The following is a 22,577-nucleotide window of genomic DNA, read 5'->3' as shown; positions in this document are numbered from 1 at the left end:
CCGGTAACCCTCAAAAATCCCGGCGTCAGCGGGGCTCAACCCATCCGATCGAGCCATCGCGGCGGCGATAAACCATATTATGCCGCTCAGTTCCAGCATTTTTGAAAAACAGCGCATTGGTGTCACGGAGATCAAGCATCATCACGGCATCTGCGACGCTGGCTTCTGGAATATCAGCCGTAGTTTCAGCGATAATCGGCGGCGCATCGCTGGTTTCAACCTCCTCCACATCGTCCTCTATTGGGGCAAATATGGTATAAGCCGCCTCCTCTTCTCGCTGCGCGTAAGACTGCTGCTTGTGGCGATCCTGGATACGCCGCTTGTATCGCCGGAGCTGTTTGTCAATTTTGGCTGTCGCTTGGTCGAGCGATTGATGGATGTCGTGAGCAACACCGTGAGCCTTTACAATCATGCCCTGCATGACATGCGTCACTATATCGCAGCTGAAAGCGCCCCCTGCTTCCTTGCCGAATGTCACATGTGAAGAAATCGCGCGATTGAAGTACTTCTCGACCATCGACGTCAGGCGCTCGGAGACATGCTCTTGCAAAGCGCTGCCAGTATCGATCTGATGCCCTGAAACGCGAACTTCCATAAACTCTCCTACCCCTTCAATTCAGTCTTGCGCGCCGAGCGAACTCAGCTGCGCCAAAGAGCATTCTCGATCTGCCCAACAAATTCGGCATGCCGCTCCAGCTCGCTAGGGCTAGCAACATGCGGACGTGGCTCGCGCCGCTCGCCCATCGGCTTGCGCACAGCCCCTGCAGCAGCAATCCGCCCATCGCCATTTGGCGCACTCGCCCCGGCGTCTGCAGCGAGCGAAAGACCTATCTGTCGTCCACCCAGAAGCTCGAGATAAACCTGCGCCAGCAATTCGGCATCGAGCAACGCGCCATGCTTGACCCGGTGGCTACGATCGATGCCGTAGCGAGTGCACAATGCATCGAGCGAAAGTTTCGCCCCGGGATGGCGCTTGCGCGCAAGCGCGACTGTGTCGACCATGCGATCCATCGACACGATATCGCGGCCACACAGAGTGAGCTCGTTGTTAAGGAAGCCGAAATCGAAAGAGGCGTTGTGCGCAACTAAAGGTGAGTCCTGCAGAAACTCGAGCAACCCGTCGGCTTTGGAGCCGAACATGGGCTTGTCAGAAAGAAAGGCTGCCGAAAGCCCGTGCACAGCTTCCGCCCCCGAGGGCATGTCGCGTTCAGGATTATAGTAGCTGTGATAGGTCTCACCGGTTGGCATCCGGTTGATCAGTTCGATGCAGCCTATTTCGACCATCCGGTCCCCCGATTTGGGATCAAGGCCGGTGGTTTCGGTATCGAACACGATTTCGCGCATTGGCAGCACTATCGGCCTGAATCCTGAAGCTTGCAAGGGGGGTCGAGCACGTATTCGACGTGATACGTGTCAGTCTGCCTGGCGCAGCTGCTCGATGACTGATTTCACCGCAAGTTCGGTTTCCGCAAGGGTGGTCCCTGTATCGATCACATGATCCGCGCGGGCGCGCTTTTCGGCATCTGGTACTTGCAGCTCAAGGATATGGGCGAACTTCTCCGGTGTCATACCAGGGCGTGCGAGGACGCGCTTTCGTTGGGCCTCTGGAGGCGCAGATACCACGATCACTGTGTCGACCGCTTCGTGGCCACCCTTTTCGAACAGCAACGGTATATCAAACAACACCATATCCGCATTGGCATGCTCGAGCAGGAAAGCCGCGCGGTTCTGGCCCACTGCCGGATGCACGATCGCTTCCAGATCTGCGAGTGCTTCGGGATCGCCGAAGACCTGCTCCCCCAACACATCCCGCTTTACGCCCTCCGGTCCTGTAGAACCGGGAAAACGTGCTTCGATAGCGGGAAGCAGCTTGCCACCGGGACCCTGCATGCGGCGCACATCAGCATCGGCATCGAACACCGGAACGCCGTGCTCGACAAACATCGCTGCAACGGTCGACTTGCCCATACCGATCGAACCGGTAAGTCCAAGGATTCGGGGCCGGGTCAAGAGCTGAGTATCCTTCGCAATTCTGCATCATGCTCGCGCGGGGCGGGCTGGCCGAAGAAGTATTCGAACGCGACCGCCGCCTGCCCGATCAGCATATTGAGGCCATCGATAGTGCGGTGGCCTGCTGCTCGGGCATTTGTAAGAAACTCGGTCTCAAGCGGATCGGTGACAATATCATAGGCGATTGCGCCGGGCGGGGCGTGGCTCCAGTCGAAAGCGAGCGGCGGCTGCCCGCGCATGCCGAGCGGCGAGGCATTGACCACCAGATCGAGGCAGCCTTCGCGGTCATCAAAGGCGAAGTCGGTCGGCTGGGCAAAATGAGCGAGATCCACTGCATGGTGCTCGCCGCCCCCGCTCTCCTTGGCAGGGGCAAGCTCATCGAGCATGGCGCGCGCCTTGTCGGGGTTGCGCCCCGCCAGCACCAGGGTGAAACCATCTGCGGCCAGAGCTGTGACAATCGCCCGCGCCGCGCCGCCGGTCCCGAGAATCCGCGCCATGCGAAAGTAGTGCTTCTTCTCCAGCTCAGCTCGGAGCGGTTCGAGGAAGCCGGGCACATCGGTGTTTTGCCCCGCTAGCAGCCGGTCGTACGCAGGATAGATTGTGTTGACAGCGCCGATGCTTCTCGCCGGCTCTTCGGCACTGTAGAGATGCAGTATCACCGCCTGCTTATGCGGCATGGTGACATTGCACCCGCACCAATCGGGATCGGCGCGCCGGGCGGCTAGATAGTCCGCCAGCCCGTCGCCCAGCACATGGCAGGCGCGGTAATCCGCCTCGATCCCCAGCTTGCCCAGCCAGAACCCATGGATCGCGGGCGATTTCGATTGCGCAATCGGATCGCCAATCACTTCCGCATAGGGCCTGCTCACGAGAGGATCTCCCCTCGTTCGCGCAGTGCGGCCAACACTTGCAGTAAGGGCATACCCAACACAGTGAACTGGTCACCAATGATGCGCTCAAACAGCTGCGGACCGCGCGCTTCGATCCGGAACACGCCGACGCAGCCCGATACGGCGGGCCATTCCGCATCGAGATAGGATTGGATGAAATCCTCGCTTAATGCGCGCACATCCAGCCGCGCCTCGCTATGCCCGACCCATTCGACCTTGCCGCCGCGCGCCAGCGCTGCTGCGCTGTGGAGGATCATCGACTTGCCCGAGAAGAAGTGGAGGTGCTCGGCGGCATTCTCGCGGTCTAGGGGTTTGTCGAAGCGTCGTTCGCCGACGACCACGAGTGAATCGCTCCCGAGCACAACTTCATCGGATCGCCGCGAAGATACCTCCGCCGCCTTGGCCGCAGCGAGGGCCTGCACCACCTCCTCGGGACCAGCATCGTCCATCTCCGCCTCAAGCGCGCGTTCGTCGATATCGGCAGGGTCGCAATCAAATTCGATGCCGACCTGGTCGAGCATCGCCCGGCGTGACGCGCTTTTCGAAGCAAGCACAATCATATCGGCTTGGAACCCAGAAGTGACGGCGTTTCATCGGCCTCGCGGTGGCTCAATAATCGAATCGCCGCGGCCGCAGTTTCTTCGATAGAACGCCTCGTCACATCGATTACTGGCCAGCCGTTGTCGGCAAACATACGGCGCGCATACTTGAGCTCTTCCCTCACCCGGTCGTCCTGCACGTAGCTCGTATCGGTATCCTCATGCAGGCTGAGTAGGCGATTGCGGCGGATCTGCACCAGCCGGTCGGGCGCAGTCGTCAGCCCTACCACCAATGGTTTGCGTAGCCGGAAGAGTACGTCGGGGGGCGGACTTTCGACAACGATCGGGATATTGGCAGTCTTGTAGCCACGATTAGCGAGGTAGATGCTGGTGGGCGTTTTCGAGGTGCGTGAGACACCAGCAAGAACAATGTCCGCCTCTTCCCAGTCCTCGTGTCCGATACCGTCATCATGCGCGATCGTGTATTGGATTGCCTCGACCCGGTCGAAATAGGCCTCATCCATGGTGTGTTGTCGGCCCGGTTTCCCGTGCGCTTCCTGCCCCAGTTGCGATTCGAGCGATTCCGTCACTGCATCCAGCGCCGGGACCGCCGGAAGGCCCGAGGCACGACACTGCTCCTCCAGGCGCTTGCGCGTTTCAGGATTAACCAGCGTGAACAGTACCAGCCCGGGATTCTGCGCGATATCCGGCATGATCCGGTCGAGATGCTGGCGCGATCGCACCATCGGCCAGAAGTGCCGCGTCACCTGCGCGTCGTCGAACTGGGCCAGCGCGGCCTTAGCGATCATTTCGAGCGTTTCGCCGGTGGAATCCGATACTAGATGGAGGTGTAGGCGAGTCATTGGAGCTCGATTTGAGGCTGTGGGCAACCACCGGCATAAACCACGGGACAAAGCCGTCGACAAGTTCGGTGATGAAATCCGTACCCATTGCGAGTCATGCTCAGGGTCTTTCGTAGACAGGCGAGCATGGTTACACACAGCGTGTTGGTAGCGGGGATAAATCGAGCTTGACGCGCTAGACTGCCGAGTCCCCAATCATGCAAGCCCGCTTGAGGTGGGACTAAATCGTGCATAGAGGGCTTGTGCCCGCTTTCCACAGGGCCAACAGACTCCAACAAACCTTATATAAGACTCTTATTATTTAGTTTGGACACGACGAGATGCCCGGAATTCTCCTTGATACCTTGCGCGGTCAGCGGACTGACAAGGTGCCCATGTGGCTTATGCGTCAAGCCGGTCGCTATTTGCCCGAGTACCGCGAACTGCGTGCCGAGAAGGGCGGATTTCTCGATCTTGTTTACGACAGCGAATCTGCAGCTGAGGTTACAGTCCAGCCTTTGCGCCGGTTCGGCTTCGATGGCGCGATCCTGTTTTCTGATATCTTGATTGTCCCACATGCGATGGGTCAGGGTCTGGAATTTCTCGCTGGCGAGGGTCCCAAACTCTCACCGCCGTTAGTCGATACCGCCCTGGAAGATTTCACCGCACAGCCCCAGCGGTTCGATCCGGTTTACGAGACGGTTCGCCTCTGCCGTGAGCAATTGCCCGAAGGTGTCACGATGCTGGGCTTTGCCGGTAGTCCGTGGACGGTTGCGACCTACATGGTTGCTGGCGAAGGAAGCCGTGACCAGCATGCGACGCGCTCACTGGCATACACAGATCCCACCCGGTTTCAGTCGATCATTGATGCAATCGGCGACGTGACGATCGGGTATCTTGCCGGACAGATCGAAGCGGGGGCCGAGGCAGTGCAGTTGTTCGACAGCTGGTCTGGTACCCTTGCGCCCGATGAGTTTGAACGTTGGGTGATTGCTCCCAACGCCAGGATTGTCGCTGCGATCAAGGATCGTTTTCCCGATGTTCCTGTCATCGGTTTCCCCAAGGGCGCGGGTGAAAAGCTGCCTGGATACGCGCGCGAAACCGGGGTGGACGCGGTGGGCGTAGATGAGACGATCGACCCGGCTTGGGCGGCGCCCGAACTGCCGCGGGATATGCCGGTCCAAGGCAATCTCGATCCGCTCTTGCTATTGGCAGGGGGTGAACGATTGGCGCAGCGCGTGGAATACATCCTTGATGCCTTCCGCGATCGGCCGCATGTTTTCAATCTGGGTCACGGCATCGGGCAATTCACGCCGATTGCGCATGTCGAACAGCTTGTGTCGCAGGTCAGGAACTGGCAGCGCTGAATTGAACGGGCGGCCTTTCAAGCGCTAGCGAGGCATCCTATCTAGATCGCATGCTCGAGGTGCTCGATTTGCTTTATCCCTGGCTGAAGGTTGCGCACCTGGCGTTCGTCATCTTCTGGATGGCGGGGCTTTTCATGCTTCCGCGCTTCTTCGTCTATCACCAGGAAGCACCGGCAGGGTCAGAGGAGCGCAGTCGCTGGATCGAGCGCGAGAAGCGTCTGATGAAGATTATCCTCAACCCGGCAATCGTGCTGGTTTGGGTCTTCGGGTTAGCGCTCGCATTCACGGTCGATGCCTGGGCGCAGCCATGGTTTCACCTCAAACTGCTGCTGGTAATTCTGCTGTCAGGATATCATGGTTACATGGCAGCCTACGGCAAGAAGCTGGCGCAAGGCGAAGAGGCGATGAGCGGCAAGAAATTGCGCCTACTCAACGAGGTACCCGGAATTGCGGCAATCCTGATTCTGGTTAGCGTGTTTATCGTCCGCATTTATCTGCCCTGAAATTCCTCCATCTTGCATGAAGCGAATTGACGGCGCCTTGCACGAAGCGTAATTGCCTCCCATCAACTGCTGGTTAGGTGCCTGCTTCGATGCGGTGCCGGGTCTGCTTTCTCCAAGCCCTCACGACCTTTTCGGCCAGCCTCCCAATCTGGAATACCAATTATGCATCTCAAGGAATTGAAACAGAAACCCTCGGCCGAGCTTGTCAGCATGGCCGAAGAACTTGGCGTTGAAGGCGCCTCAACCATGCGCCGGCAGGACCTGATGTTCTGCATCCTGCGTGAACTTGCAGATGACGAAGAGTACACCGAAAACATCATGGGTGTGGGCACGATCGAAGTGCTGCAGGATGGCTTCGGTTTTCTTCGCTCGCCCGAAGCAAATTATCTCGCTGGGCCGGACGACATCTATGTTTCGCCGAACCAGATCCGCAAATGGGGACTGCGCACGGGTGACACCGTAGAAGGTGAAATTCGCGCACCCAGGGAAGGCGAGCGCTATTTTGCCCTCACAAGCCTTACCAGCGTCAATTTTGAAGATCCGGACCAAGTCCGCATGCGGACCAACTTTGACAACCTGACGCCGCTGTATCCGGACCAGAAGCTTACTCTGGACCAGGCCGACCCTACGGTTCAGGACAAGTCGGCCCGCGTTATTGATATCATTTCTCCGCAAGGCAAAGGGCAGCGGGCGCTGATCGTTGCGCCGCCGCGTACGGGTAAGACGGTTCTGCTGCAGAATATCGCTAAGGCGATCACCGACAATCACCCGGAAGTTTTCTTGCTCGTGTTGCTGGTCGACGAGCGTCCGGAAGAAGTGACCGACATGCAGCGCAGCGTGAAGGGCGAGGTAATCTCCTCGACATTTGATGAACCCGCCCAGCGTCACGTCCAGGTTGCCGAAATGGTAATCGAAAAGGCCAAGCGCCTCGTCGAGCACAAGAAGGATGTCGTGATCCTGCTCGATTCGATCACGCGCCTCGGCCGTGCCTACAACACCGTGGTTCCGAGCTCGGGCAAGGTGCTGACCGGCGGTGTCGATGCCAATGCCCTCCAGCGCCCCAAGCGCTTCTTCGGTGCCGCGCGTAACATCGAAGAAGGCGGCTCGCTTTCCATCATCGCCACCGCGCTGATCGATACTGGCAGCCGCATGGACGAGGTCATCTTCGAAGAGTTCAAGGGCACGGGTAACAGCGAAATCGTGCTCGATCGCAAGGTGGCCGACAAGCGCATCTTCCCAGCTCTCGACGTCGGCAAGTCCGGCACCCGCAAGGAAGAGCTGCTGGTCGAGAAGGACAAGCTTTCCAAGATGTGGGTCCTGCGCCGTATTCTCATGCAGATGGGCACAGTCGATGCGATGGAATTCCTGCTCGACAAGATGAAGGATTCGAAGACCAACGAAGACTTCTTCGAAACGATGAACCAATAATCCAAGCCACCTCTCGAATTTGAGACCTTGAACCTGATCGCGACCAAAGGCATTAGCCGTCGGTCGCGAACGGGTAATGGGGGGCTCATGCTGCGTGAGATCGTGTACATTAGTACGGCAAAGGATATGGACTTGTCGGCGGTCGAGGAAATCCTGGAATCAAGTCAGCGCAGCAACAGGCAGCGTAATGTCACCGGCCTCTTGCTCTACAACGGGCGCAATTTTCTCCAACTATTGGAGGGCGATGTAGAGGATCTGTCAGAGGTCATGCAGCGCATCGAAAATGATCCGCGACACACCGGATTCTCCGTTCTTGAGGATATCACAATCAGTGAGCGGGCCTGCCCCGATTGGTCAATGCGGCATATTCGTCTGGCGGCTGATGCGCCGGAGAGGCGCACGGCGCTGGATGCCGAACTGCCCAGGCAACTCGACCCCAATTTGCGTCGGATATTTCTGAATTTCGCTGCGCTGAATTAGGCTGCTCTAACTGGTTTTTTGACGCTCCAGCTGCGCGGCCATCATTTCCCAAACCTTGTTCACAGCCTTTAATGGTCTTACCATCACCTTGAAATCTATTATCTTTCCGTCCTCGTCGAAGCGGATCAGGTCGATGCCGTTGACTTGGATGCCGTCCATCTCAGTGATGAATTCGAGCAGCACGCTGTCGCCATCGGCCATTTCGCGGACGTAAGTGAAGCTGTCATTACCAAGCGTCTGCCCGGCGGCTCCCAAGTAAGCCATGACGATGGGTTTGCCGCGCTGGGGTGTGTGTACAACCGGCGAATGGAACACGGCGTCGTCGTGCAGGATTGCAGATAGCTTTTCGTGCGAGCTGCCGGATTCGATAACCTCATGCCAGCGCTTAAGGCCTTCGTCGGCGACACTCATGCCAGATGCTCCGCGAAGAACGCTTCGGTGCGGCTGTCGGCCAGTTGCGCGCCTTCTTCATCCCGGCGGTTGCCGCTTTCGGTTGCGAATCCGTGATCGAGCCCATCGTAATCGTGCAGCGTGACCTTGGCGTGATCGTCCAAACCGTCATGCATTGCAGCCTGCGCTTCGGGCCCCACGAAGTGATCGGCGGTGGGGATATGGAGCATGAGTGGGTGCGCGATTGCATGCTTCTCGTTCAGCATTTGGTCGATCATCACGCCGTAGTAGCCTACCGAGGCGTCGATATCGGTGCGCGCGGCAGTCATGTAGGCCAGCTTGCCACCGAGGCAGTAGCCCACGCAGCCGACTTTCGAAACACCCGCTTCGCGGCGGATCCAGTGGATCGTCGCTTCGATGTCCTTCACACCATCGTCGGGGTTGTACTCGCCGAAATAGCCGAGGGCCTCCTGGAACTGTTCCTCCACATCGGGATCGAGCTCGATTCCCGGCTTGATGCGGTAGAACAGGTCAGGCGCCACCGCGAGATAGCCTTTGCTGGCCCAATCATCACACTTGCTGCGGATTCCCGGATTCACGCCGAAGATCTCCTGTATTACAATTATGGCCGCCTTGGGTGTTCCTTCGGGGCGCGCGACATAGGCGGAGAAGTTGGCGTCTCCACCCAAGGTTTCGATGGATACGGTTTCGGACATTAATTCAGCCTCCAATGTAAGATCGTGAATCGCTGGCAATTGCCTTGGTTACGGTGTTTAAAGCTTGTCTCACGTTGTGGGTAGACCCAGATAAGATAGGAAACCGTACAAGGGAGTCCGGGTGATGAAGGTGAATATCGAAATCGACTGCACGCCGGAAGAAGCGCGCAGCTTCATGGGATTGCCCGATGTGAGCAAGGCCAATTCAGTCTATGTCGATACCATGGCCAAGGCGATGAAAGGTGTAAGCAATCCGGAGAAACTCCAGGAATACGCTCAAAACCTCGCGCCCATGGGGCAAGTCGGACTGCAGTTGTTCCAAAGCTTCATGCAGAACAGTGCTGCCATGGCTGAAGGCGCATCGAGATCTTCCAAGAAGTCGTCCGACGACTAACCAACACTGGCTTGGGCCTTGGATACGATTTTCGCTCTTTCCAGCGGCGCGCCGCCGGCTGCGATCGCGGTGATCCGGATCAGCGGGCCGGACGCATCCAGTGCACTTGGGAAGCTGGCAGGCGACCTGCCAGAGCCTCGCCGGATAAGCTATCGAACACTGCAGACCGCGAGCGGCGCAACACTCGATCACGCCATTGTCATCTGGCTGCCGGGACCCAACAATGCGACGGGTGAAGATTGCGCTGAGCTGCATTGTCACGGCGGACGAGCTGTTGCTCAGGCTGTGCTGCGCGAACTTGGGACGATCGCTGGCCTGCGCGAAGCTGAGCCAGGGGAATTCACCCGCCGTGCGTTCCTCAATGGGCGGATCGATTTGGCTGAGGCGGAGGGCCTCGCCGATCTGCTCGAAGCAGAGACGGAAATCCAGCGTGCCAGCGCAATCTCAATGGCCGGCGGGATGGTATCGCATCAGGTCGAGCTTTGGCGTGAAGAGGTCTTGCGGCTTTCGGCGCAAGTGGAAGCGTCGCTCGATTTCTCGGATGAGGACGACGTCGAGGGAGTGCCCCTAACTTTTGGTACGGGTCTAGAAAAGCTGAAAGAGGGCGTTTCAGGGTGGCTTGATCACCCCCATGCAGAGCGCCTGAAGGAGGGTTACAAGGTTGTTATTGCGGGGCCACCTAATGCGGGAAAATCCACCCTTTTCAATGCATTAACAGATAGTGAGGCGGCCATAACTTCTCCGATTGCGGGAACCACGCGCGATGTGATCGAGCGTTCGGTAGCACTCTCCGGCATACCTTTCAGTTTCATCGACACGGCCGGGTTGCGGTCCGAAGATACCGACGCGATCGAAGCGATCGGGATCGATCGAGCCCATCGCCAGATCAAAGGCGCTGACTGTGTCCTCTGGCTGGGACCAGAGAGCAAAGGTCCGATCGGCGCTTGGGAGATCGAGTCGCAGATCGATCTTGATCGGCATGAGACCAAGAGTGAGCCGAAGCATCGCGTTTCGGCGCTTTCGGGTGAGGGGCTGGATGCACTCCGTTCGGATTTGGTGGAGGCTGCGAAGCTCACGATGCCCAAACCGGGCGAAGTCGCGCTCAATACTCGGCAGCGAGCGGGTATTGCGGAGCTGGCAGAGTTTCTGGACGCGGCCGTTAAAACAGAGGATCTGTTGATCCTTGCTGAGCATCTTCGGCGGGCGCGGGTGGCACTCGACATGCTGGTCGGTCGGACGACAACTGAGGATATGCTGGACGCGCTCTTCGGGCGGTTCTGTATTGGCAAATGATGTTCCACGTGGAACGGTGAAACGCGAAGCACTTGCCTTTTGACGCTCAAACGAGTGCGAGCTAAAGGGCCGCTCATGCGCGAATTCGATGTCATCGCAGTCGGCGGAGGTCACGCCGGAGTCGAAGCGGCTGCGGTTGCGGCGCGTATGGGCCTGCGTGTGGCGCTGGTCAGTTTCGATCTCGACCAGATCGGCGCGATGAGCTGCAATCCAGCGATAGGCGGATTGGGTAAGGGACACCTTGTCCGTGAAGTCGATGCATTTGACGGTTTGATCGCTCGCGCGGCAGACGAGGCGGCGATCCATTACCGCATGCTCAATCGGTCCAAGGGCAGCGCTGTTTGGGGGCCGCGGGTCCAGGCGGATCGCAAGCTATTCAAGGCAGCCATTCAGCGCATGATCCGCGCGCAGGGCGATCTCGAGCTAGTAGCGGGAGAAGTCACGGGCCTGACATTCTCGGGCGAACGGGTAACCGGCGTCACCCTCGGCGACGGGTCTGAACTGAGCGGCAAGGCAGTGATTCTTTGTACGGGTACATTCCTTGGCGGAACGCTTTTTCGCGGTGAAGAGCGGATCGAGGGTGGGCGCATTGGTGAGGCGGGCGCAAAGAAGCTTGCCGAGCAGATGCGCGCGGCGAAGCTGCCTATGGCGCGACTCAAGACCGGTACGCCGCCACGGCTCGATGGGCGTACAATCGATTGGGCGGCGCTGCAGGAACAGCACTCGGACAGCGAAAGCTGGACCATGTCTCCAATGAGCACCGGGCGCACCGCACCGCAAATCTTCTGTGCGATCACGCGGACTAACGAACGTAGCCATCAGGTCATTCGTGAGAATCTCGATCGATCTCCGCTGTTCAGCGGTGCCATCGATGCCCAGGGCCCGAGGTATTGCCCGTCAATCGAGGATAAGATTCACCGTTTTGGCGACCGCGATGGCCATCAAGTCTTCCTTGAGCCAGAGGGGCTCGACACCCATTTGGTGTATCCAAACGGGATTAGCACTTCGTTGCCGGTAGACATACAGCTAGCGATGCTCCAGTCGATGAAGGGCCTCGAGGAAGTACGCATGGAGGTCCCGGGTTACGCAGTCGAGTATGATCATATAGATCCGCGCGCCTTGTCGCGCTGGCTTGAGGTTGACGCGATGCCTGGGCTGTATTGTGCGGGGCAAATCAATGGCACGACCGGTTACGAGGAAGCTGCCGCCCAGGGCTTGATTGCCGGAATGGGTGCTGCATCGGCGCTTCTGGAGCGCGAGGCTCCCGCTATTGACCGAGCCAACTCCTATCTCGCAGTAATGGTTGACGATTTGACGCTTCATGGCGTCAGCGAGCCCTATCGTATGCTAACAGCCAGAGCAGAATATCGCCTGCGGCTTCGCGCCAATAACGCGGCAAGCCGGCTGACTTCGCTCGCCGTTGAGGCGGGCTGCGTAGGAGAAGAGCGCGGGGCATGGTTTGCCGAGCGTCAAGACCGAGCCCAAGCCTGGCGGAGCGCGCTTGATGCCTCCATAAGCTCGCTCGAGCTCGCAGAGCGCGGTGTCGACATTCGCCGCGATGGGCCAATGCGCACTGCAGCGGAATGGCTCCAGAACCGGGCGGTGAGCGAACGCGATCTCGCCGATTGGTTGCCTAGTGGCTTCGTAAGTACAGACCCTCTCGCCGAGGAGTTAATCGAGGATGCGGCTTATGCGCCCTATCTGGTGAGGCAGGAGGCGGAACTGCGCGACCTGCGCTCCAGCCAGCATGTGCTGTTGGCGCGCGACTTTCCTTACGCGCAGGTTCCCGGGCTTTCCAATGAGATGATCGAGCGCTTAGACGCTGCGAAGCCAGCGAGTTTAGCGGATGCGGGGCGCGTCTCCGGCATCACCCCAACCGCACTCGCGGCCGTGCTCGTATACGCTCGTAGGATGGAGCGCGATGCCGCGTGATACACAGCGAGGGACAAGCGCGGGAATTTGTTTCGGAACGCTGCGATTTGGAGGCAATGGAGAAGGTCGAGAGCTACCTCGCCGCCCTGCGCGAAGAGAACACTCACCAAAACTTGGTTTCCGCGCGTTCGCTTGAACAGGCCTGGATCCGCCATCTAGCCGATTCCGCCCAGTTGCTCGACCATGTTCCACGTGAAACACTGACATGGTTGGATCTTGGCACTGGGCCGGGACTCCCCGGGATTATTCTCGCCTGTATGCGCCCGAATTTTCGCTTCATCCTTGTTGAATCGCGCAGGCGGCGGGTTGATTGGTTGCACGACGTTGCGCAGGCTGTTGGTCTTGCTAATGTCCAGATTGAAGGCTCTCGATTGGAGTTGGTGAGCGACTGCAAAGTGGACGTCATCACCGCTCGCGCTTTTGCACCGCTGCCGAAACTGATCGACTTATCCGCTCGCTTCTCCACAGACGCCACATATTGGGTCTTGCCCAAAGGCCGCTCTGCGGCGCAAGAACTGCATGAACTACCGCGCTCTGCACGTAAGATGTTCCACGTGGAACAATCAGTAACCGATCCGGAGGCGGGAATTCTGGTTGGGAAGCTCTCCAAGAGCGAAAGGATGTAGGCATGATCACCATAGCGGTCGCAAACCAAAAGGGCGGTGTTGGCAAAACCACCACTGCCATCAATATCGCGACTGCCATGGCGGCAACAGGTTGGAAAACCTTGCTTATCGATCTTGATCCTCAAGGAAACGCTTCGACCGGCATGGGGGTTATGGCCGCTGATCGCGAAGTTTCGAGCTATGATATTCTGGTTGACGAGGTCTCCTTAAGGGATTGTGTCAGCAAGACGAATATCCCGGGTCTCGACATTGTCCCCGCGACGGTTGACTTGAGTGGCGCTGAAGTCGAGCTGGTTTCAGTCAAAGATCGTACGTCGCGGCTTAGCAGAGCTTTGGCTGGCCATCACGGACACGAGATCTGCTTTATTGACTGTCCGCCATCGCTTGGGCTCCTGACGCTCAATGCGCTTGGCGCGGCCGATACCTTGCTGGTGCCGCTGCAGTGTGAATTCTTTGCATTGGAAGGGCTTAGCCAGCTTTTGCAGACGGTTGAGCAGGTCCAGCAGCGCTTCAATCCAGACCTCGGTATCATTGGCATCGTGCTGACCATGTTCGATCGGCGCAATCGGTTGACCGACCAGGTCGCCGACGATGTGCGAGATTGCCTTGGCGATCTGGTGTTTGAAGCGGTGATCCCGCGCAATGTCCGCTTGTCAGAGGCGCCCAGTCATGGACTGCCGGCGCTGATCTACGACCATAATTGTGCGGGAAGCCGCGCTTACATGACTTTGGCGCGCGAACTGATTGGAAGGCTTCCAGAGCGGAGGAAGGCAGCATGAGCAGCGAAAGCGATAGCAAGTCGCAGGAATCAAAGCCTCCGGCCGCGAAAAAGCGCCTTGGCAAGGGCTTGGGCGCGCTCTTGGGCGAAACCCGGCGCGAAGAGCCGCTCGTGCAGTCCGGCTCCGTAGCAGCCAATCGTGATGGAGCGGACTCTGGCGCTCCACGCCCGAATCAAGCCAAGGAAATGGGGCTGCAATCGCTCTCCATCGCCTCGATCGAGCCGATGCCGGATCAGCCGCGAACGCATTTCGATGAGGATTCCTTAGCCGAACTCGCCGAATCGATTGCGGCGCGCGGGGTGATCCAGCCAATCATCGTCAGGCCAGTTGGGGGCGGACGCTTTCAGATTGTTGCAGGCGAGCGGCGCTGGCGGGCAGCCCAAAAGGCGCGTTTGCACGACATCCCGGCAATAGTTCGTGAGCTCGACAGCCGTGAAGTCATGGCCCTCGCACTGATCGAGAATATCCAGCGCGAAGACCTTAATCCCATCGAAGAAGCGCAGGCGTATCAAAGGCTTGCTGACGAAGAAGAGATGACCCAAGCGGAAATTGCTACGCTTGTCGACAAATCGCGCAGCCACGTCGCCAACCTTATGCGCTTGCTATCGCTTCCTGACGAGGTCCTGGGCCTGGTTGCTTCGGGCAAGCTCTCGATGGGGCATGCCCGCGCCCTGATTGGCAATGACGACGCTATCGAACTCGCCCGACAAGCGGTGAAGGAGAGCCTATCGGTTCGAGAGGTCGAGAAACGCGTGCGCAATGCCGGAGTGCCTGAGGGCAAACGATCGCCGCGCGCCCCTCGCGATCCAGCCAAAGACGCGGACATCATAGCAGTCCAAGGGCACCTTGAAGAGTTCCTCGGGATGAATGTGCGGATCAAGACCGATTCCGATCCGCGCTCGGGGGCGGTGACAATTCGTTACCGCACGCTCGACCAGTTGGACCTGATATGCCAGCGCCTCACGGGTGGCGACATCTAGGAATCATGCCGCTTACGATCCTTAGCTACGGGTAAATCATTAATTTTTGCCCGAATCCGTTAACCAATCCCGGAAGTAAAGACTGAACCCCGCAACGCTACTTAGGGCTTGCGAATGGGGGCGATCCCTATTCGGCGGGGGGTTCCAAATGGTCGTCCCGCAGGGGAAGAAGACCATAGTTTACAAGGGATTAGACCAGATGATCAACAAGCTTCGTATTGGTGCCGCAGGCGCCGCTATCGCTGCAGCAATGGGCATGAGCTCGGCTGCATTCGCTCAGGACAATGCTACTGCAGACGCAACCGCTGAAGTGCTTCAGGCTCTGACGCTCGTCGAAGACGGCACGGTATTGGACTTCGGCTCGATGGTTGTTACCGGCGCAGGTACGGTAACGCTCGATTCGGCCAATTCGCTCGATTGCACCGATGCAAGCATCGTTTGCTCGGGCACGACGAGCGTCACCGGTTTCGATATTTCTGGCGGCAACGCTGGCCTGGTAGTCGATATCAGCTTCACCAGCGCCTCGGTGAACTTGGTTCGCCAGACCACCGCCGGTACGCTTGCATCGGACGTTATCGTCCTCGACAGCTTCACCACGAGCGCGACGGGTGACCAGGTCACTCTCGACGGCGGCGGTGCAGGATCTTTCACGGTTGGCGGCACGATCAACTTTGACGGCAGCGAAGTTCCGGGCATCTATGACGGCACCTACAACGTTTCGGTTGCCTACAACTAAGCCAAATTTCGCAGACCCCGGCGCATAAGTCGGGTTTGCGATCAAGATAAAGGCCGTGCCCAGTCCGGGTGCGGCCTTTTCTCGTTGGCTGCCGATAAAGAAGTGTTTTCGCCGTCAGTGTTTAAGCAATCTTAACCCTGTCTGCTTACCAACATAGGTGAAATTGCGGAGGGCAATGCCTCCGCCGAAGCAATTGCTCTGGAGTTTCACCGCATGCGATTTTCGCCTTTGCGTTCACTAATTCATGTCGTGGCATTGCTGTGTGCCGCGTCCGGGCTCTGGATCGCCGCGCCAGCGCAGGCCCAAGGTGACTTGCTGGTCGCGCCTACCCGCGTAGTGCTTGATGGCCGCCGCGGGGCGGAAGTGATCCTCAGCAATATCGGGGACGAAGAAGCCACCTATCGAATCTCGCTCGAGCTGCGCCGCATGACCGAAGATGGCTCGCTTGTCGAAGTCGCTAAGGATTCGGCCAATAACAAAGAGGCCGCCGCGCTGGAGATGATTCGCCATGCTCCAAGGCGGATAAGCCTACCGCCAGGGCAACCCCAAGCTGTGCGGATTGCGGCCCGCCCCGGAGCGGAATTGCCCGACGGCGAGTATCGGGCGCACATGCTCTTTCGTGCTATACCGAAGCCGCGTCCGATCGCTGAGCAGCAGGAGGCGGCTTCCGGCGTATCGATCAACCTTATTCCGATATACGGGATCTCGATCCCGATCATCATCCGCCATGGCAAGGTCGACGTACAGGCCGGAATCGTGGAGCCACAGCTCATCCAGGGCGAGGAAGGACCCGAGCTGCACCTTGGCATCACGCGGGAAGGCGCAAGTTCAACCTACGGCATGCTCCGCGTGGTGAAACCAGGAGAAGGGACCGTATTCGAGGCCCGTGGCCTGGCGGTTTATCCAGAACTTTCAAAGCGTTCCGTAGTCTTTCGGCTCACTCCAGAGCAGGCTGTCCTGATGCAGGGATCGCTGCGCTTCGAATATCGTGACATGCCCGAAGCGGGCGGCGGCCTGATCGCCGCACTCGATACGGTGTTCCGATGAGTAGCGGCTAGCAGGGGGCGGGGAAACCAGGACAATGATCAGGCGCTTCTCTCGAGGCATCAGCGCCGTCGCAGCATTTGCGGCGGCGTTTGGCGCGTCTGGAGCAGTTCTGGCACAGTCAGTATCCCAAGCGCCCACATGGCAGGCCAATGAGGACGACTATCTCCTCCTGCAGCCGGTTATCGGCAGCTATAAAATGATCTCAGATGTCCGCGGTTACCAGACCGACACAGGTGTTTGCCTCGACTTGGCGGATGTCATCCAATCGCTCGACCTGCCGATCCGGCTCGACAAGAAGTCGCGCCGCGCAACTGGCTGGTTGTTCTCGGAAGATCAGAAAATCACGATCGACCGCTCCTCAAATACGGTACAAAACGTGAACACAGGTGTGGCTCCGGTCAATCATGAGATATACGACACGCCGGAAGGGTGGTGTGTGGACACCAAGGCCTTGTCGCGCTGGCTAGGGATGGAGTTCAAGCCCGATCTCTACAATGCGGTGGTTCGGCTTGAGAGCGATCGCAAGATGCCGTTCCTCGAGGCGCTGGAGCGCAAAAGTCGCGCCGCTAAGTTGCGCCCGAAACGGCAAGCCTTTGATATTTCTTCGTATCCACATGCGGATATGGAATACAAGATGTGGCGGACCCCCTCGGTGGATGTGGTTGCGCATGCGGGCTATCGGTCGGATGCGCCAGCCGGCAATCGCACCACGGCGCGGGTAGAACTCTACGCCGCCGGGGAGCTTGGCAAGGCGAGCTACACCGCGCGATTGGCAACGAATAACGATCTGGAGCCGGATTCGCTGCGTATCCGCGCCTATCGACACGATCCTGAGGGGGGTCTGCTCGGTCCGCTCAAGGCCACGCAGGTGGCTGCAGGTGATGTGCAGACATTCTCGGGGCAGCTGACGGGGCAAACTTCGGTCGGGCGAGGGGCATTCCTCTCCAACCAGCCGCTGGGCCACCGTGCGCGCTTCTCGGAAACGTCGCTTCGCGGCGTCTTGCCTGCTGGCTGGGATGCGGAGCTTTATCGCAATGGCCAATTGATCGCATTCCAGACCGATAGTGCCGACGGCCGCTACGAGTTCCTCAATATCGACCTCTATTATGGCCGGAACGACCTCGAAGTGGTCCTCTATGGCCCGCAAGGCCAGGTCAGGCGCGAGAAAAGCAGCTTCCCTGTCGGGACGAACAATATTGAGCCCGGCAAGACCTACTACTGGGCCGGCATGCTCCAGGACGATCGCGACCTGATCGAACTCAACCCGCAGCGCAGTTTCGGGCCGAACAAATGGCGCTGGGGCGTGGGCGCTGAGCATGGAATCGACAAGAAGACCAGCGTCGGGCTTGGCTACCAGAGCTTCTGGCTGGCCGGAGAACGGCGCGACTATGTCGAGACAACTTTGTGGCGCACTGTCGGCCCCATGCTCGTCGAGCTTGGGGGCGCGCACGAATTCGGCAATGGAACCCTGGCGCAAATCAATGCCTTGGGTCAGCTGGGCCGATTCAATTTCGGCTTGCACGCCGCAAAAGGTTTCGGAGAATTTAACAGCGAGCAGATCGTGAGCAATCTCGATCACGAATTCGGCTTGCAGATCGACACCTCGGTAAGCCTTGGCAAGCTGGCGATGCCGATCCAGCTTGCGGGCAGCCAATCGCAGCTGCGCGATGGCACCAGGATCCGGAACTTCCAGGCCCGCACGGCTGTTGCGACCAGAGTCGTTGCGCTTTCTGCCGAATTTGCTCACGAAAGCCGCGAACTACCCGGTTCTGGCGGTGACTTCCGGCGTAATCAGCTCCGTCTACTGGCAAATTCCCGCCTCTTTGGGTTGCGTCTGCGCGGCAATGCGACCTTCGAGCTTTCCGGACCGCAGAAAGGTTTCGAATCCGCGCGTTTCACAGCGGAGAAACCCCTCACCGAAAGGTCGGATATCGCGGCTGAAGTCGAATATCTCCAACGCGAGGATGCCACGCGCTTCAGCCTTGGATACACGCGCTATTTCGACAAGTTCTCGCTGCGTTCGGACGCTACCGTCGCCACCAATGGAGCGGTCGGTGCGAATTTGTCGATTGCTTTCAGTTTCGGGCCCGATCCGCGAGGCGGTGGGCTCCGGTTCTCCGAAAGCAAGCTCGCGCGCAACGGTCAGGCGGCCGTGACCGTGTTCCGTGATGACAATGGCGATGGACGCCGCTCGCCTGGCGAAGAGCTCCTCTCTGATGTGCGCGTGGAAGCAGGTCTTCGCCGCCATGATGCGGTTACCGACGAAAAGGGCCAGACGATTGTCGACGAGCTGCGCCCCTTCATTCCGATCGTCGTCGGGATCGACGAATCGTCGCTTGATGATCCGTTTCTCGCGCCCGGGACCAAGGGCATCGTCGTCGTGCCACGCCCCGGCGTTTCGACCATGCTCGAGCTGCCCATTTCGCCATCAGGTGAAGTGGAGGGCGTGCTCCTCAACACTTCGGGTATCGAGATCGGCGGGGTCGAGCTCGAGCTAATCGATCGCGCTGGCAAAGTAGTCGCACGCACAGCGAGCGATTTCGACGGCTTCTTCCTGTTCCAGCGTGTGCCATACGGCGAATACCGCCTGAGGGTAGGCGAAAGCTCGGCCCGCACGCTGGCGGTCAAGCGCGGCCTCGGCGAAGCCTTGGTTCTCAAGCGCGATCATGATGTTGCCAGGCTGGGAGTGATCAAGCTGGACAGTGGCACGCAAGTAATGGCGGCAAATGCGAGCCTTTCAGGCGGCGAATGACGGCGCGAGCAAAGCTGCAAGCCGCTCCATTCCCTCGCTATCGTCCGTGTCGAAATGGTCGGAGTGCGGACTGTCGAGATCAAGCACTGCTACGACCTCGCCATCAAGGATGATCGGCACGACGAGCTCCGACCGGCTCACGGCATCGCAGGCAATATGTCCCGGAAAAGAGTGGACGTCCGGCACCAGCTGCGTCGCGCGGTCGCGCGCTGCTGTCCCGCAAACGCCCTGTCCCAAGGGAATGCGGATACACGCGGGCCGGCCGATGAAGGGTCCCAGAACCAACTCGCCCTCCACCATCCGGTAGAACCCGGCCCAGTTCAGCCCGGGCAGGAACTCCGCGATAAGCGAGGCGACATTGGCCATGTTGGCGATTGCATCATCCTCGCCCTCGATCAGCGCACCGGCAGCGGCAAGAAGCTGGCGATAGAGTTCCGCCTTTTCGAGACTGTCATCGGGCTTGAAGTCAAACATCGCCTCTCCCTAGCGAAGCTAGCCATTGCCGCAAGCGCCACACTTGCCTATTCGCTGGAGCCATGAGCAGCGCACGCAGTAACCTCGCCTTTTTCCTCGTCGTAGTCCTGTTGCTGATCTTCGCAGCTGCCTGGTTTATCGAGCCAGATGTGGCCGACCAGACTGTCGAAGAACTTTCCGGCACCGAACCTGAGCTCGGCGAACCGCAAGAGGAAGTATTCCCCACCGTTGTAATTGCCGAGCCGGTCGGCTGGGCGGAGGACGCGGTGCCGCAGGCTGCACAAGGCCTGGCAGTGACCCGCTTCGCCGAAGGCCTCGATCATCCGCGCGTTATGTATACCCTGCCAAACGGAGATTTGCTGGTAACGCTGACGCGATCACCCAAATCGGCGGGCGCCAACGATGATCCCAGCATCATGGATAGAATCCGCGGATTCATTGCCGGGATCCTCTTTGCCCAAGCCGGCGCAGCAGGGGAATCGCCCAACACCCTTATGCTGCTTCGCGATGGCGACGGGGATGGAGCCGCCGAAGAGAAGATCGCGCTCACGACCACGCTAGACTCACCCTCTGGCATCGCTTGGCATGACAACAAGCTATATATCGCCAATCATGACGAAGTCCTTGAATTTGCGTATGAACTTGGCTCTACCGGATCGTTAGGTGAGGGCCGCAAGCTTATGGATCTGCCGCCAGGCGGTGGGCACTGGATGCGCAATATCGAGCTCGATGAGGCGGGCGAGAATCTCTACATTGCAGTTGGTTCGCTCAGCAATATCGGCGAGCAAGGGATGGAGATCGAAGAGGGCCGGGCAATGATCTGGCAATATGTCTTCGCCCAGCAATCGGCTCGTCCGTTCGCAACCGGGCTCCGCAACGCCAATGGCCTCGACTGGAATCCCTGGAGCGGCGAACTCTGGACCACGGTCAATGAGCGCGACATGCTCGGATCGGATCTTGTTCCCGACTACCTCACCAATGTGCCGGTGGGCGCACAGTACGGCTGGCCATGGATCTATTTCCGGGACAACTTTGATCGCCGGGTCGAGCACCCGATGCCGGCCTACCTGCAGGACTATGTCCGCCGCCCCGAATATGCACTTGGTCCGCATGTTGCGGCACTGGGCCTCGAATTCACCAAGGCCGGCCACCGGCTGGGCGGCGAATTCGGCCAAGGTGCGATGATTGCCCGTCATGGCTCGTGGAACCGCAAGCCTCCCTCCGGTTATGATGTCGTGTTTGTTGCGTTTGACGAGAGAGGCAACCCGCAAGGCAAGCCTATTCCGGTACTCAGCGGCTTTTTGAACGATGATGGCACGACGAAGGGCCGCCCGACATGGGTGGCATGGGCCGCAGACGGCGCACTCCTGGTCACGGACGACACGGCAGGCATTATCTGGCGGGTGATCGCGCCGGGAGCCGAGCCAGCTCCACCAATTGAGCGCCTAACCGGCGCGTCTATGCCGCCTAGACGCGAACTACGCGGTGATCCGCGCGCATCGTTTGGCGAGGAAGACTACGCGCGCGTCCAGCCGGTGCAGTGATTGCGCTCGACGGGTCCTGATTACACAGTTTTTCCGGCCCTACCGGCGATCTCGGTAACATATTGCCAGGCGGTGCGCCCCGAGCGTGCGCCACGTTGCATTGCCCAGGCCAGTGCGTCGCCTTCTTCCCAATCCAGTCCGAGCGGCTTGGCATATACCTCTACAATCGCGAGATAGGTATCCTTGCTGCAAGAATGAAACCCGACCGATAGGCCGAAACGGTCAGCCAGTGCGAGCCTGTCTTCGATCTCATCACGCGGATTGATCGGGCTATCCTGTTCGTCGTTCTGCCGAGGTACGATCACACGCCGGTTGGACGTAATTGCCATGCGCACATTGTCTGGCCGCGCATCCACTCCGCCTTCGAGCAGGCTCCGCAAGGCGCGCGGCCCGATCGGATCATCGTCGGCAAAACCCAGGTCGTCGAGGAAGACCACAAATCGGCGCTTTGCGCGCGCCAGCTCGCTGAACAGGCGCGGCAGCGTGGTCAGCGCATCGCCTCTAACCTGCACGAGCGCAACGCGGCGAGGATCCACTTCTTGTGCGGAGATAAGTGCGGCGCGCACCAATGCCGATTTGCCCATACCGCGCGCGCCCCAAAGCAACATGTCATGCGCCGCATGGCCGGCAGCGTGGCGAGCGATGTTCTCGACCACGCGCTCTTTCTGCGAATCGATGCCGTGCAGCTGGCCCAATTGCGGCGCATCAAGCAGCTCGACCGCGCGCGCCGCCTGACCTTCCCAGACATAGGCGGGGAAATTTCGCCAGTTCGCAGAGCCGCGCGTTTCCGGAGCGCCGCGCTCCAGCGCTTCGGCAATGCGCGTCAATATCTTGTCCCTATCCATCAAGATACGG

Annotated in this window: 24 protein-coding genes; 14 read left to right on the top strand and 10 right to left on the bottom strand. The window is 59.1% G+C overall.

Annotated elements, in window-relative coordinates:
• Positions 1–25 precede the first annotated feature (25 nt).
• From hpf to ACEWMW_RS04560, 6 genes are all read right to left on the bottom strand, one after another.
• Positions 26–595 carry a ribosome hibernation-promoting factor, HPF/YfiA family gene (hpf, locus tag ACEWMW_RS04585; RefSeq protein WP_409412711.1) on the bottom strand — a complete coding sequence of 190 codons (570 nt, stop codon included), beginning with the start codon at positions 593–595 and terminating at the stop codon, positions 26–28.
• A gap of 44 nt (positions 596–639) precedes the next feature.
• A complete protein-coding gene (gene dnaQ / locus ACEWMW_RS04580) occupies positions 640–1,344 on the bottom strand; it encodes a DNA polymerase III subunit epsilon (protein WP_409412710.1) in 705 nt (234 codons plus the stop codon).
• 69 nt (positions 1,345–1,413) lie between these two features.
• Positions 1,414–2,010, bottom strand: coding sequence for a dephospho-CoA kinase (gene coaE, locus ACEWMW_RS04575; RefSeq protein WP_409412709.1), 597 nt, complete (start codon positions 2,008–2,010; stop codon positions 1,414–1,416).
• Positions 2,007–2,879 carry a shikimate dehydrogenase family protein gene (locus ACEWMW_RS04570; protein WP_409412708.1) on the bottom strand — a complete coding sequence of 291 codons (873 nt, stop codon included), beginning with the start codon at positions 2,877–2,879 and terminating at the stop codon, positions 2,007–2,009. Before ACEWMW_RS04570 ends, coaE begins: the two co-directional genes overlap by 4 nt.
• Complete coding sequence (locus ACEWMW_RS04565) at positions 2,876–3,460, bottom strand: Maf family protein (protein WP_409412707.1); 585 nt, start codon at positions 3,458–3,460, stop codon at positions 2,876–2,878. The genes ACEWMW_RS04570 and ACEWMW_RS04565 overlap by 4 nt, the downstream gene beginning before the upstream one ends.
• Positions 3,457–4,302, bottom strand: a complete 846-nt coding sequence (locus ACEWMW_RS04560; protein WP_409412706.1) for a pyruvate, water dikinase regulatory protein — start codon at positions 4,300–4,302, stop codon at positions 3,457–3,459. The genes ACEWMW_RS04565 and ACEWMW_RS04560 overlap by 4 nt, the downstream gene beginning before the upstream one ends.
• Positions 4,303–4,622: 320 nt before the next feature.
• Here ACEWMW_RS04560 and hemE point away from each other — a divergent pair, with 320 nt between their 5' ends.
• The 4 genes from hemE to ACEWMW_RS04540 all read left to right on the top strand — a co-directional run bounded on the left by hemE (position 4,623) and on the right by ACEWMW_RS04540 (position 8,059).
• The gene (gene hemE / locus ACEWMW_RS04555) at positions 4,623–5,648 is read left to right on the top strand and encodes a uroporphyrinogen decarboxylase (protein WP_409412705.1); all 1,026 of its coding nucleotides are present in this window, start codon (positions 4,623–4,625) and stop codon (positions 5,646–5,648) included.
• Positions 5,649–5,698: 50 nt separating this feature from the next.
• Positions 5,699–6,151: a CopD family protein gene (locus ACEWMW_RS04550; RefSeq protein WP_409412704.1), complete on the top strand. Its 453-nt coding sequence runs from the start codon at positions 5,699–5,701 to the stop codon at positions 6,149–6,151.
• Positions 6,152–6,313: 162 nt separating this feature from the next.
• Positions 6,314–7,579 (top strand): transcription termination factor Rho, encoded by a 1,266-nt coding sequence (rho, locus tag ACEWMW_RS04545; protein WP_409412703.1) that lies wholly within the window; start codon positions 6,314–6,316, stop codon positions 7,577–7,579.
• Between the two features lie 87 nt (positions 7,580–7,666).
• Entirely contained in the window at positions 7,667–8,059 is a 393-nt protein-coding gene (locus ACEWMW_RS04540) for a BLUF domain-containing protein (protein ID WP_409412702.1), read from the top strand.
• Positions 8,060–8,065: 6 nt separating this feature from the next.
• Here ACEWMW_RS04540 and ACEWMW_RS04535 read toward each other — a convergent pair whose 3' ends face one another.
• Positions 8,066–8,470, bottom strand: a complete 405-nt coding sequence (locus tag ACEWMW_RS04535; protein ID WP_409412701.1) for a nuclear transport factor 2 family protein — start codon at positions 8,468–8,470, stop codon at positions 8,066–8,068.
• The gene (locus ACEWMW_RS04530) at positions 8,467–9,165 is read right to left on the bottom strand and encodes a dienelactone hydrolase family protein (protein ID WP_409412700.1); all 699 of its coding nucleotides are present in this window, start codon (positions 9,163–9,165) and stop codon (positions 8,467–8,469) included. Before ACEWMW_RS04530 ends, ACEWMW_RS04535 begins: the two co-directional genes overlap by 4 nt.
• A gap of 124 nt (positions 9,166–9,289) precedes the next feature.
• Here ACEWMW_RS04530 and ACEWMW_RS04525 point away from each other — a divergent pair, with 124 nt between their 5' ends.
• The 9 genes from ACEWMW_RS04525 to ACEWMW_RS04485 all read left to right on the top strand — a co-directional run bounded on the left by ACEWMW_RS04525 (position 9,290) and on the right by ACEWMW_RS04485 (position 19,704).
• The gene (locus ACEWMW_RS04525) at positions 9,290–9,559 is read left to right on the top strand and encodes a DUF6489 family protein (protein WP_409412699.1); all 270 of its coding nucleotides are present in this window, start codon (positions 9,290–9,292) and stop codon (positions 9,557–9,559) included.
• Positions 9,560–9,577: 18 nt separating this feature from the next.
• Positions 9,578–10,852, top strand: coding sequence for a tRNA uridine-5-carboxymethylaminomethyl(34) synthesis GTPase MnmE (gene mnmE / locus ACEWMW_RS04520; RefSeq protein ID WP_409412698.1), 1,275 nt, complete (start codon positions 9,578–9,580; stop codon positions 10,850–10,852).
• A 75-nt stretch (positions 10,853–10,927) separates the two neighbouring features.
• Complete coding sequence (gene mnmG, locus ACEWMW_RS04515) at positions 10,928–12,784, top strand: tRNA uridine-5-carboxymethylaminomethyl(34) synthesis enzyme MnmG (RefSeq protein ID WP_409412697.1); 1,857 nt, start codon at positions 10,928–10,930, stop codon at positions 12,782–12,784.
• A gap of 56 nt (positions 12,785–12,840) precedes the next feature.
• Positions 12,841–13,410, top strand: a complete 570-nt coding sequence (rsmG, locus tag ACEWMW_RS04510) for a 16S rRNA (guanine(527)-N(7))-methyltransferase RsmG (RefSeq protein ID WP_409412696.1) — start codon at positions 12,841–12,843, stop codon at positions 13,408–13,410.
• A gap of 2 nt (positions 13,411–13,412) precedes the next feature.
• Positions 13,413–14,189, top strand: a complete 777-nt coding sequence (locus ACEWMW_RS04505) for a ParA family protein (RefSeq protein ID WP_409412695.1) — start codon at positions 13,413–13,415, stop codon at positions 14,187–14,189.
• A complete protein-coding gene (locus ACEWMW_RS04500; RefSeq protein ID WP_409412694.1) occupies positions 14,186–15,169 on the top strand; it encodes a ParB/RepB/Spo0J family partition protein in 984 nt (327 codons plus the stop codon). Before ACEWMW_RS04505 ends, ACEWMW_RS04500 begins: the two co-directional genes overlap by 4 nt.
• A gap of 199 nt (positions 15,170–15,368) precedes the next feature.
• Positions 15,369–15,905, top strand: a complete 537-nt coding sequence (locus ACEWMW_RS04495) for a DUF4402 domain-containing protein (protein WP_409412693.1) — start codon at positions 15,369–15,371, stop codon at positions 15,903–15,905.
• Between the two features lie 228 nt (positions 15,906–16,133).
• On the top strand, positions 16,134–16,952 hold the full coding sequence (locus ACEWMW_RS04490) for a fimbrial biogenesis chaperone (protein ID WP_409412692.1): 819 nt from the start codon (positions 16,134–16,136) through the stop codon (positions 16,950–16,952).
• A gap of 34 nt (positions 16,953–16,986) precedes the next feature.
• Positions 16,987–19,704 (top strand): MSCRAMM family protein, encoded by a 2,718-nt coding sequence (locus tag ACEWMW_RS04485; RefSeq protein WP_409412691.1) that lies wholly within the window; start codon positions 16,987–16,989, stop codon positions 19,702–19,704.
• On the opposite strand, the gene ACEWMW_RS04480 is transcribed toward ACEWMW_RS04485, so the two are convergent.
• On the bottom strand, positions 19,690–20,178 hold the full coding sequence (locus ACEWMW_RS04480; RefSeq protein WP_409412690.1) for a GAF domain-containing protein: 489 nt from the start codon (positions 20,176–20,178) through the stop codon (positions 19,690–19,692). The genes ACEWMW_RS04485 and ACEWMW_RS04480 overlap by 15 nt on opposite strands.
• A gap of 62 nt (positions 20,179–20,240) precedes the next feature.
• On the opposite strand from ACEWMW_RS04480, the gene ACEWMW_RS04475 reads away from it, so the two are divergent.
• Entirely contained in the window at positions 20,241–21,722 is a 1,482-nt protein-coding gene (locus ACEWMW_RS04475; protein WP_409412689.1) for a PQQ-dependent sugar dehydrogenase, read from the top strand.
• 20 nt (positions 21,723–21,742) lie between these two features.
• On the opposite strand, the gene ACEWMW_RS04470 is transcribed toward ACEWMW_RS04475, so the two are convergent.
• Complete coding sequence (locus tag ACEWMW_RS04470; protein WP_409412688.1) at positions 21,743–22,567, bottom strand: DUF815 domain-containing protein; 825 nt, start codon at positions 22,565–22,567, stop codon at positions 21,743–21,745.
• Between the last annotated feature and the right edge of the window lie 10 nt (positions 22,568–22,577).

It is taken from the genome of Litorerythrobacter xanthomarinus, assembly GCF_046254955.1.
Lineage (GTDB): Bacteria > Pseudomonadota > Alphaproteobacteria > Sphingomonadales > Sphingomonadaceae > Qipengyuania_C.
Note: the sequence above shows the minus strand (reverse complement) of the source record. Positions and strands in the feature narration are given on the sequence as shown.

What these genes read in the sequence shown, in the direction of transcription:
- rho (WP_409412703.1), top strand. Translation starts at nt 6,314, where the DNA reads ATGCATCTCAAGGAATTGAAACAGAAACCCTCGGCCGAGCTTGTCAGC.
- ACEWMW_RS04530 (WP_409412700.1), bottom strand. Translation starts at nt 9,165, where the DNA reads ATGTCCGAAACCGTATCCATCGAAACCTTGGGTGGAGACGCCAACTTC.
- ACEWMW_RS04560 (WP_409412706.1), bottom strand. Translation starts at nt 4,302, where the DNA reads ATGACTCGCCTACACCTCCATCTAGTATCGGATTCCACCGGCGAAACG.
- ACEWMW_RS04475 (WP_409412689.1), top strand. Translation starts at nt 20,241, where the DNA reads ATGAGCAGCGCACGCAGTAACCTCGCCTTTTTCCTCGTCGTAGTCCTG.
- mnmG (WP_409412697.1), top strand. Translation starts at nt 10,928, where the DNA reads ATGCGCGAATTCGATGTCATCGCAGTCGGCGGAGGTCACGCCGGAGTC.
- hemE (WP_409412705.1), top strand. Translation starts at nt 4,623, where the DNA reads ATGCCCGGAATTCTCCTTGATACCTTGCGCGGTCAGCGGACTGACAAG.
- ACEWMW_RS04525 (WP_409412699.1), top strand. Translation starts at nt 9,290, where the DNA reads ATGAAGGTGAATATCGAAATCGACTGCACGCCGGAAGAAGCGCGCAGC.
- ACEWMW_RS04480 (WP_409412690.1), bottom strand. Translation starts at nt 20,178, where the DNA reads ATGTTTGACTTCAAGCCCGATGACAGTCTCGAAAAGGCGGAACTCTAT.
- dnaQ (WP_409412710.1), bottom strand. Translation starts at nt 1,344, where the DNA reads ATGCGCGAAATCGTGTTCGATACCGAAACCACCGGCCTTGATCCCAAA.
- ACEWMW_RS04550 (WP_409412704.1), top strand. Translation starts at nt 5,699, where the DNA reads ATGCTCGAGGTGCTCGATTTGCTTTATCCCTGGCTGAAGGTTGCGCAC.
- ACEWMW_RS04565 (WP_409412707.1), bottom strand. Translation starts at nt 3,460, where the DNA reads ATGATTGTGCTTGCTTCGAAAAGCGCGTCACGCCGGGCGATGCTCGAC.
- ACEWMW_RS04495 (WP_409412693.1), top strand. Translation starts at nt 15,369, where the DNA reads ATGATCAACAAGCTTCGTATTGGTGCCGCAGGCGCCGCTATCGCTGCA.
- hpf (WP_409412711.1), bottom strand. Translation starts at nt 595, where the DNA reads ATGGAAGTTCGCGTTTCAGGGCATCAGATCGATACTGGCAGCGCTTTG.
- ACEWMW_RS04505 (WP_409412695.1), top strand. Translation starts at nt 13,413, where the DNA reads ATGATCACCATAGCGGTCGCAAACCAAAAGGGCGGTGTTGGCAAAACC.
- ACEWMW_RS04485 (WP_409412691.1), top strand. Translation starts at nt 16,987, where the DNA reads ATGATCAGGCGCTTCTCTCGAGGCATCAGCGCCGTCGCAGCATTTGCG.
- rsmG (WP_409412696.1), top strand. Translation starts at nt 12,841, where the DNA reads ATGGAGAAGGTCGAGAGCTACCTCGCCGCCCTGCGCGAAGAGAACACT.
- ACEWMW_RS04500 (WP_409412694.1), top strand. Translation starts at nt 14,186, where the DNA reads ATGAGCAGCGAAAGCGATAGCAAGTCGCAGGAATCAAAGCCTCCGGCC.
- ACEWMW_RS04540 (WP_409412702.1), top strand. Translation starts at nt 7,667, where the DNA reads ATGCTGCGTGAGATCGTGTACATTAGTACGGCAAAGGATATGGACTTG.
- ACEWMW_RS04535 (WP_409412701.1), bottom strand. Translation starts at nt 8,470, where the DNA reads ATGAGTGTCGCCGACGAAGGCCTTAAGCGCTGGCATGAGGTTATCGAA.
- ACEWMW_RS04470 (WP_409412688.1), bottom strand. Translation starts at nt 22,567, where the DNA reads ATGGATAGGGACAAGATATTGACGCGCATTGCCGAAGCGCTGGAGCGC.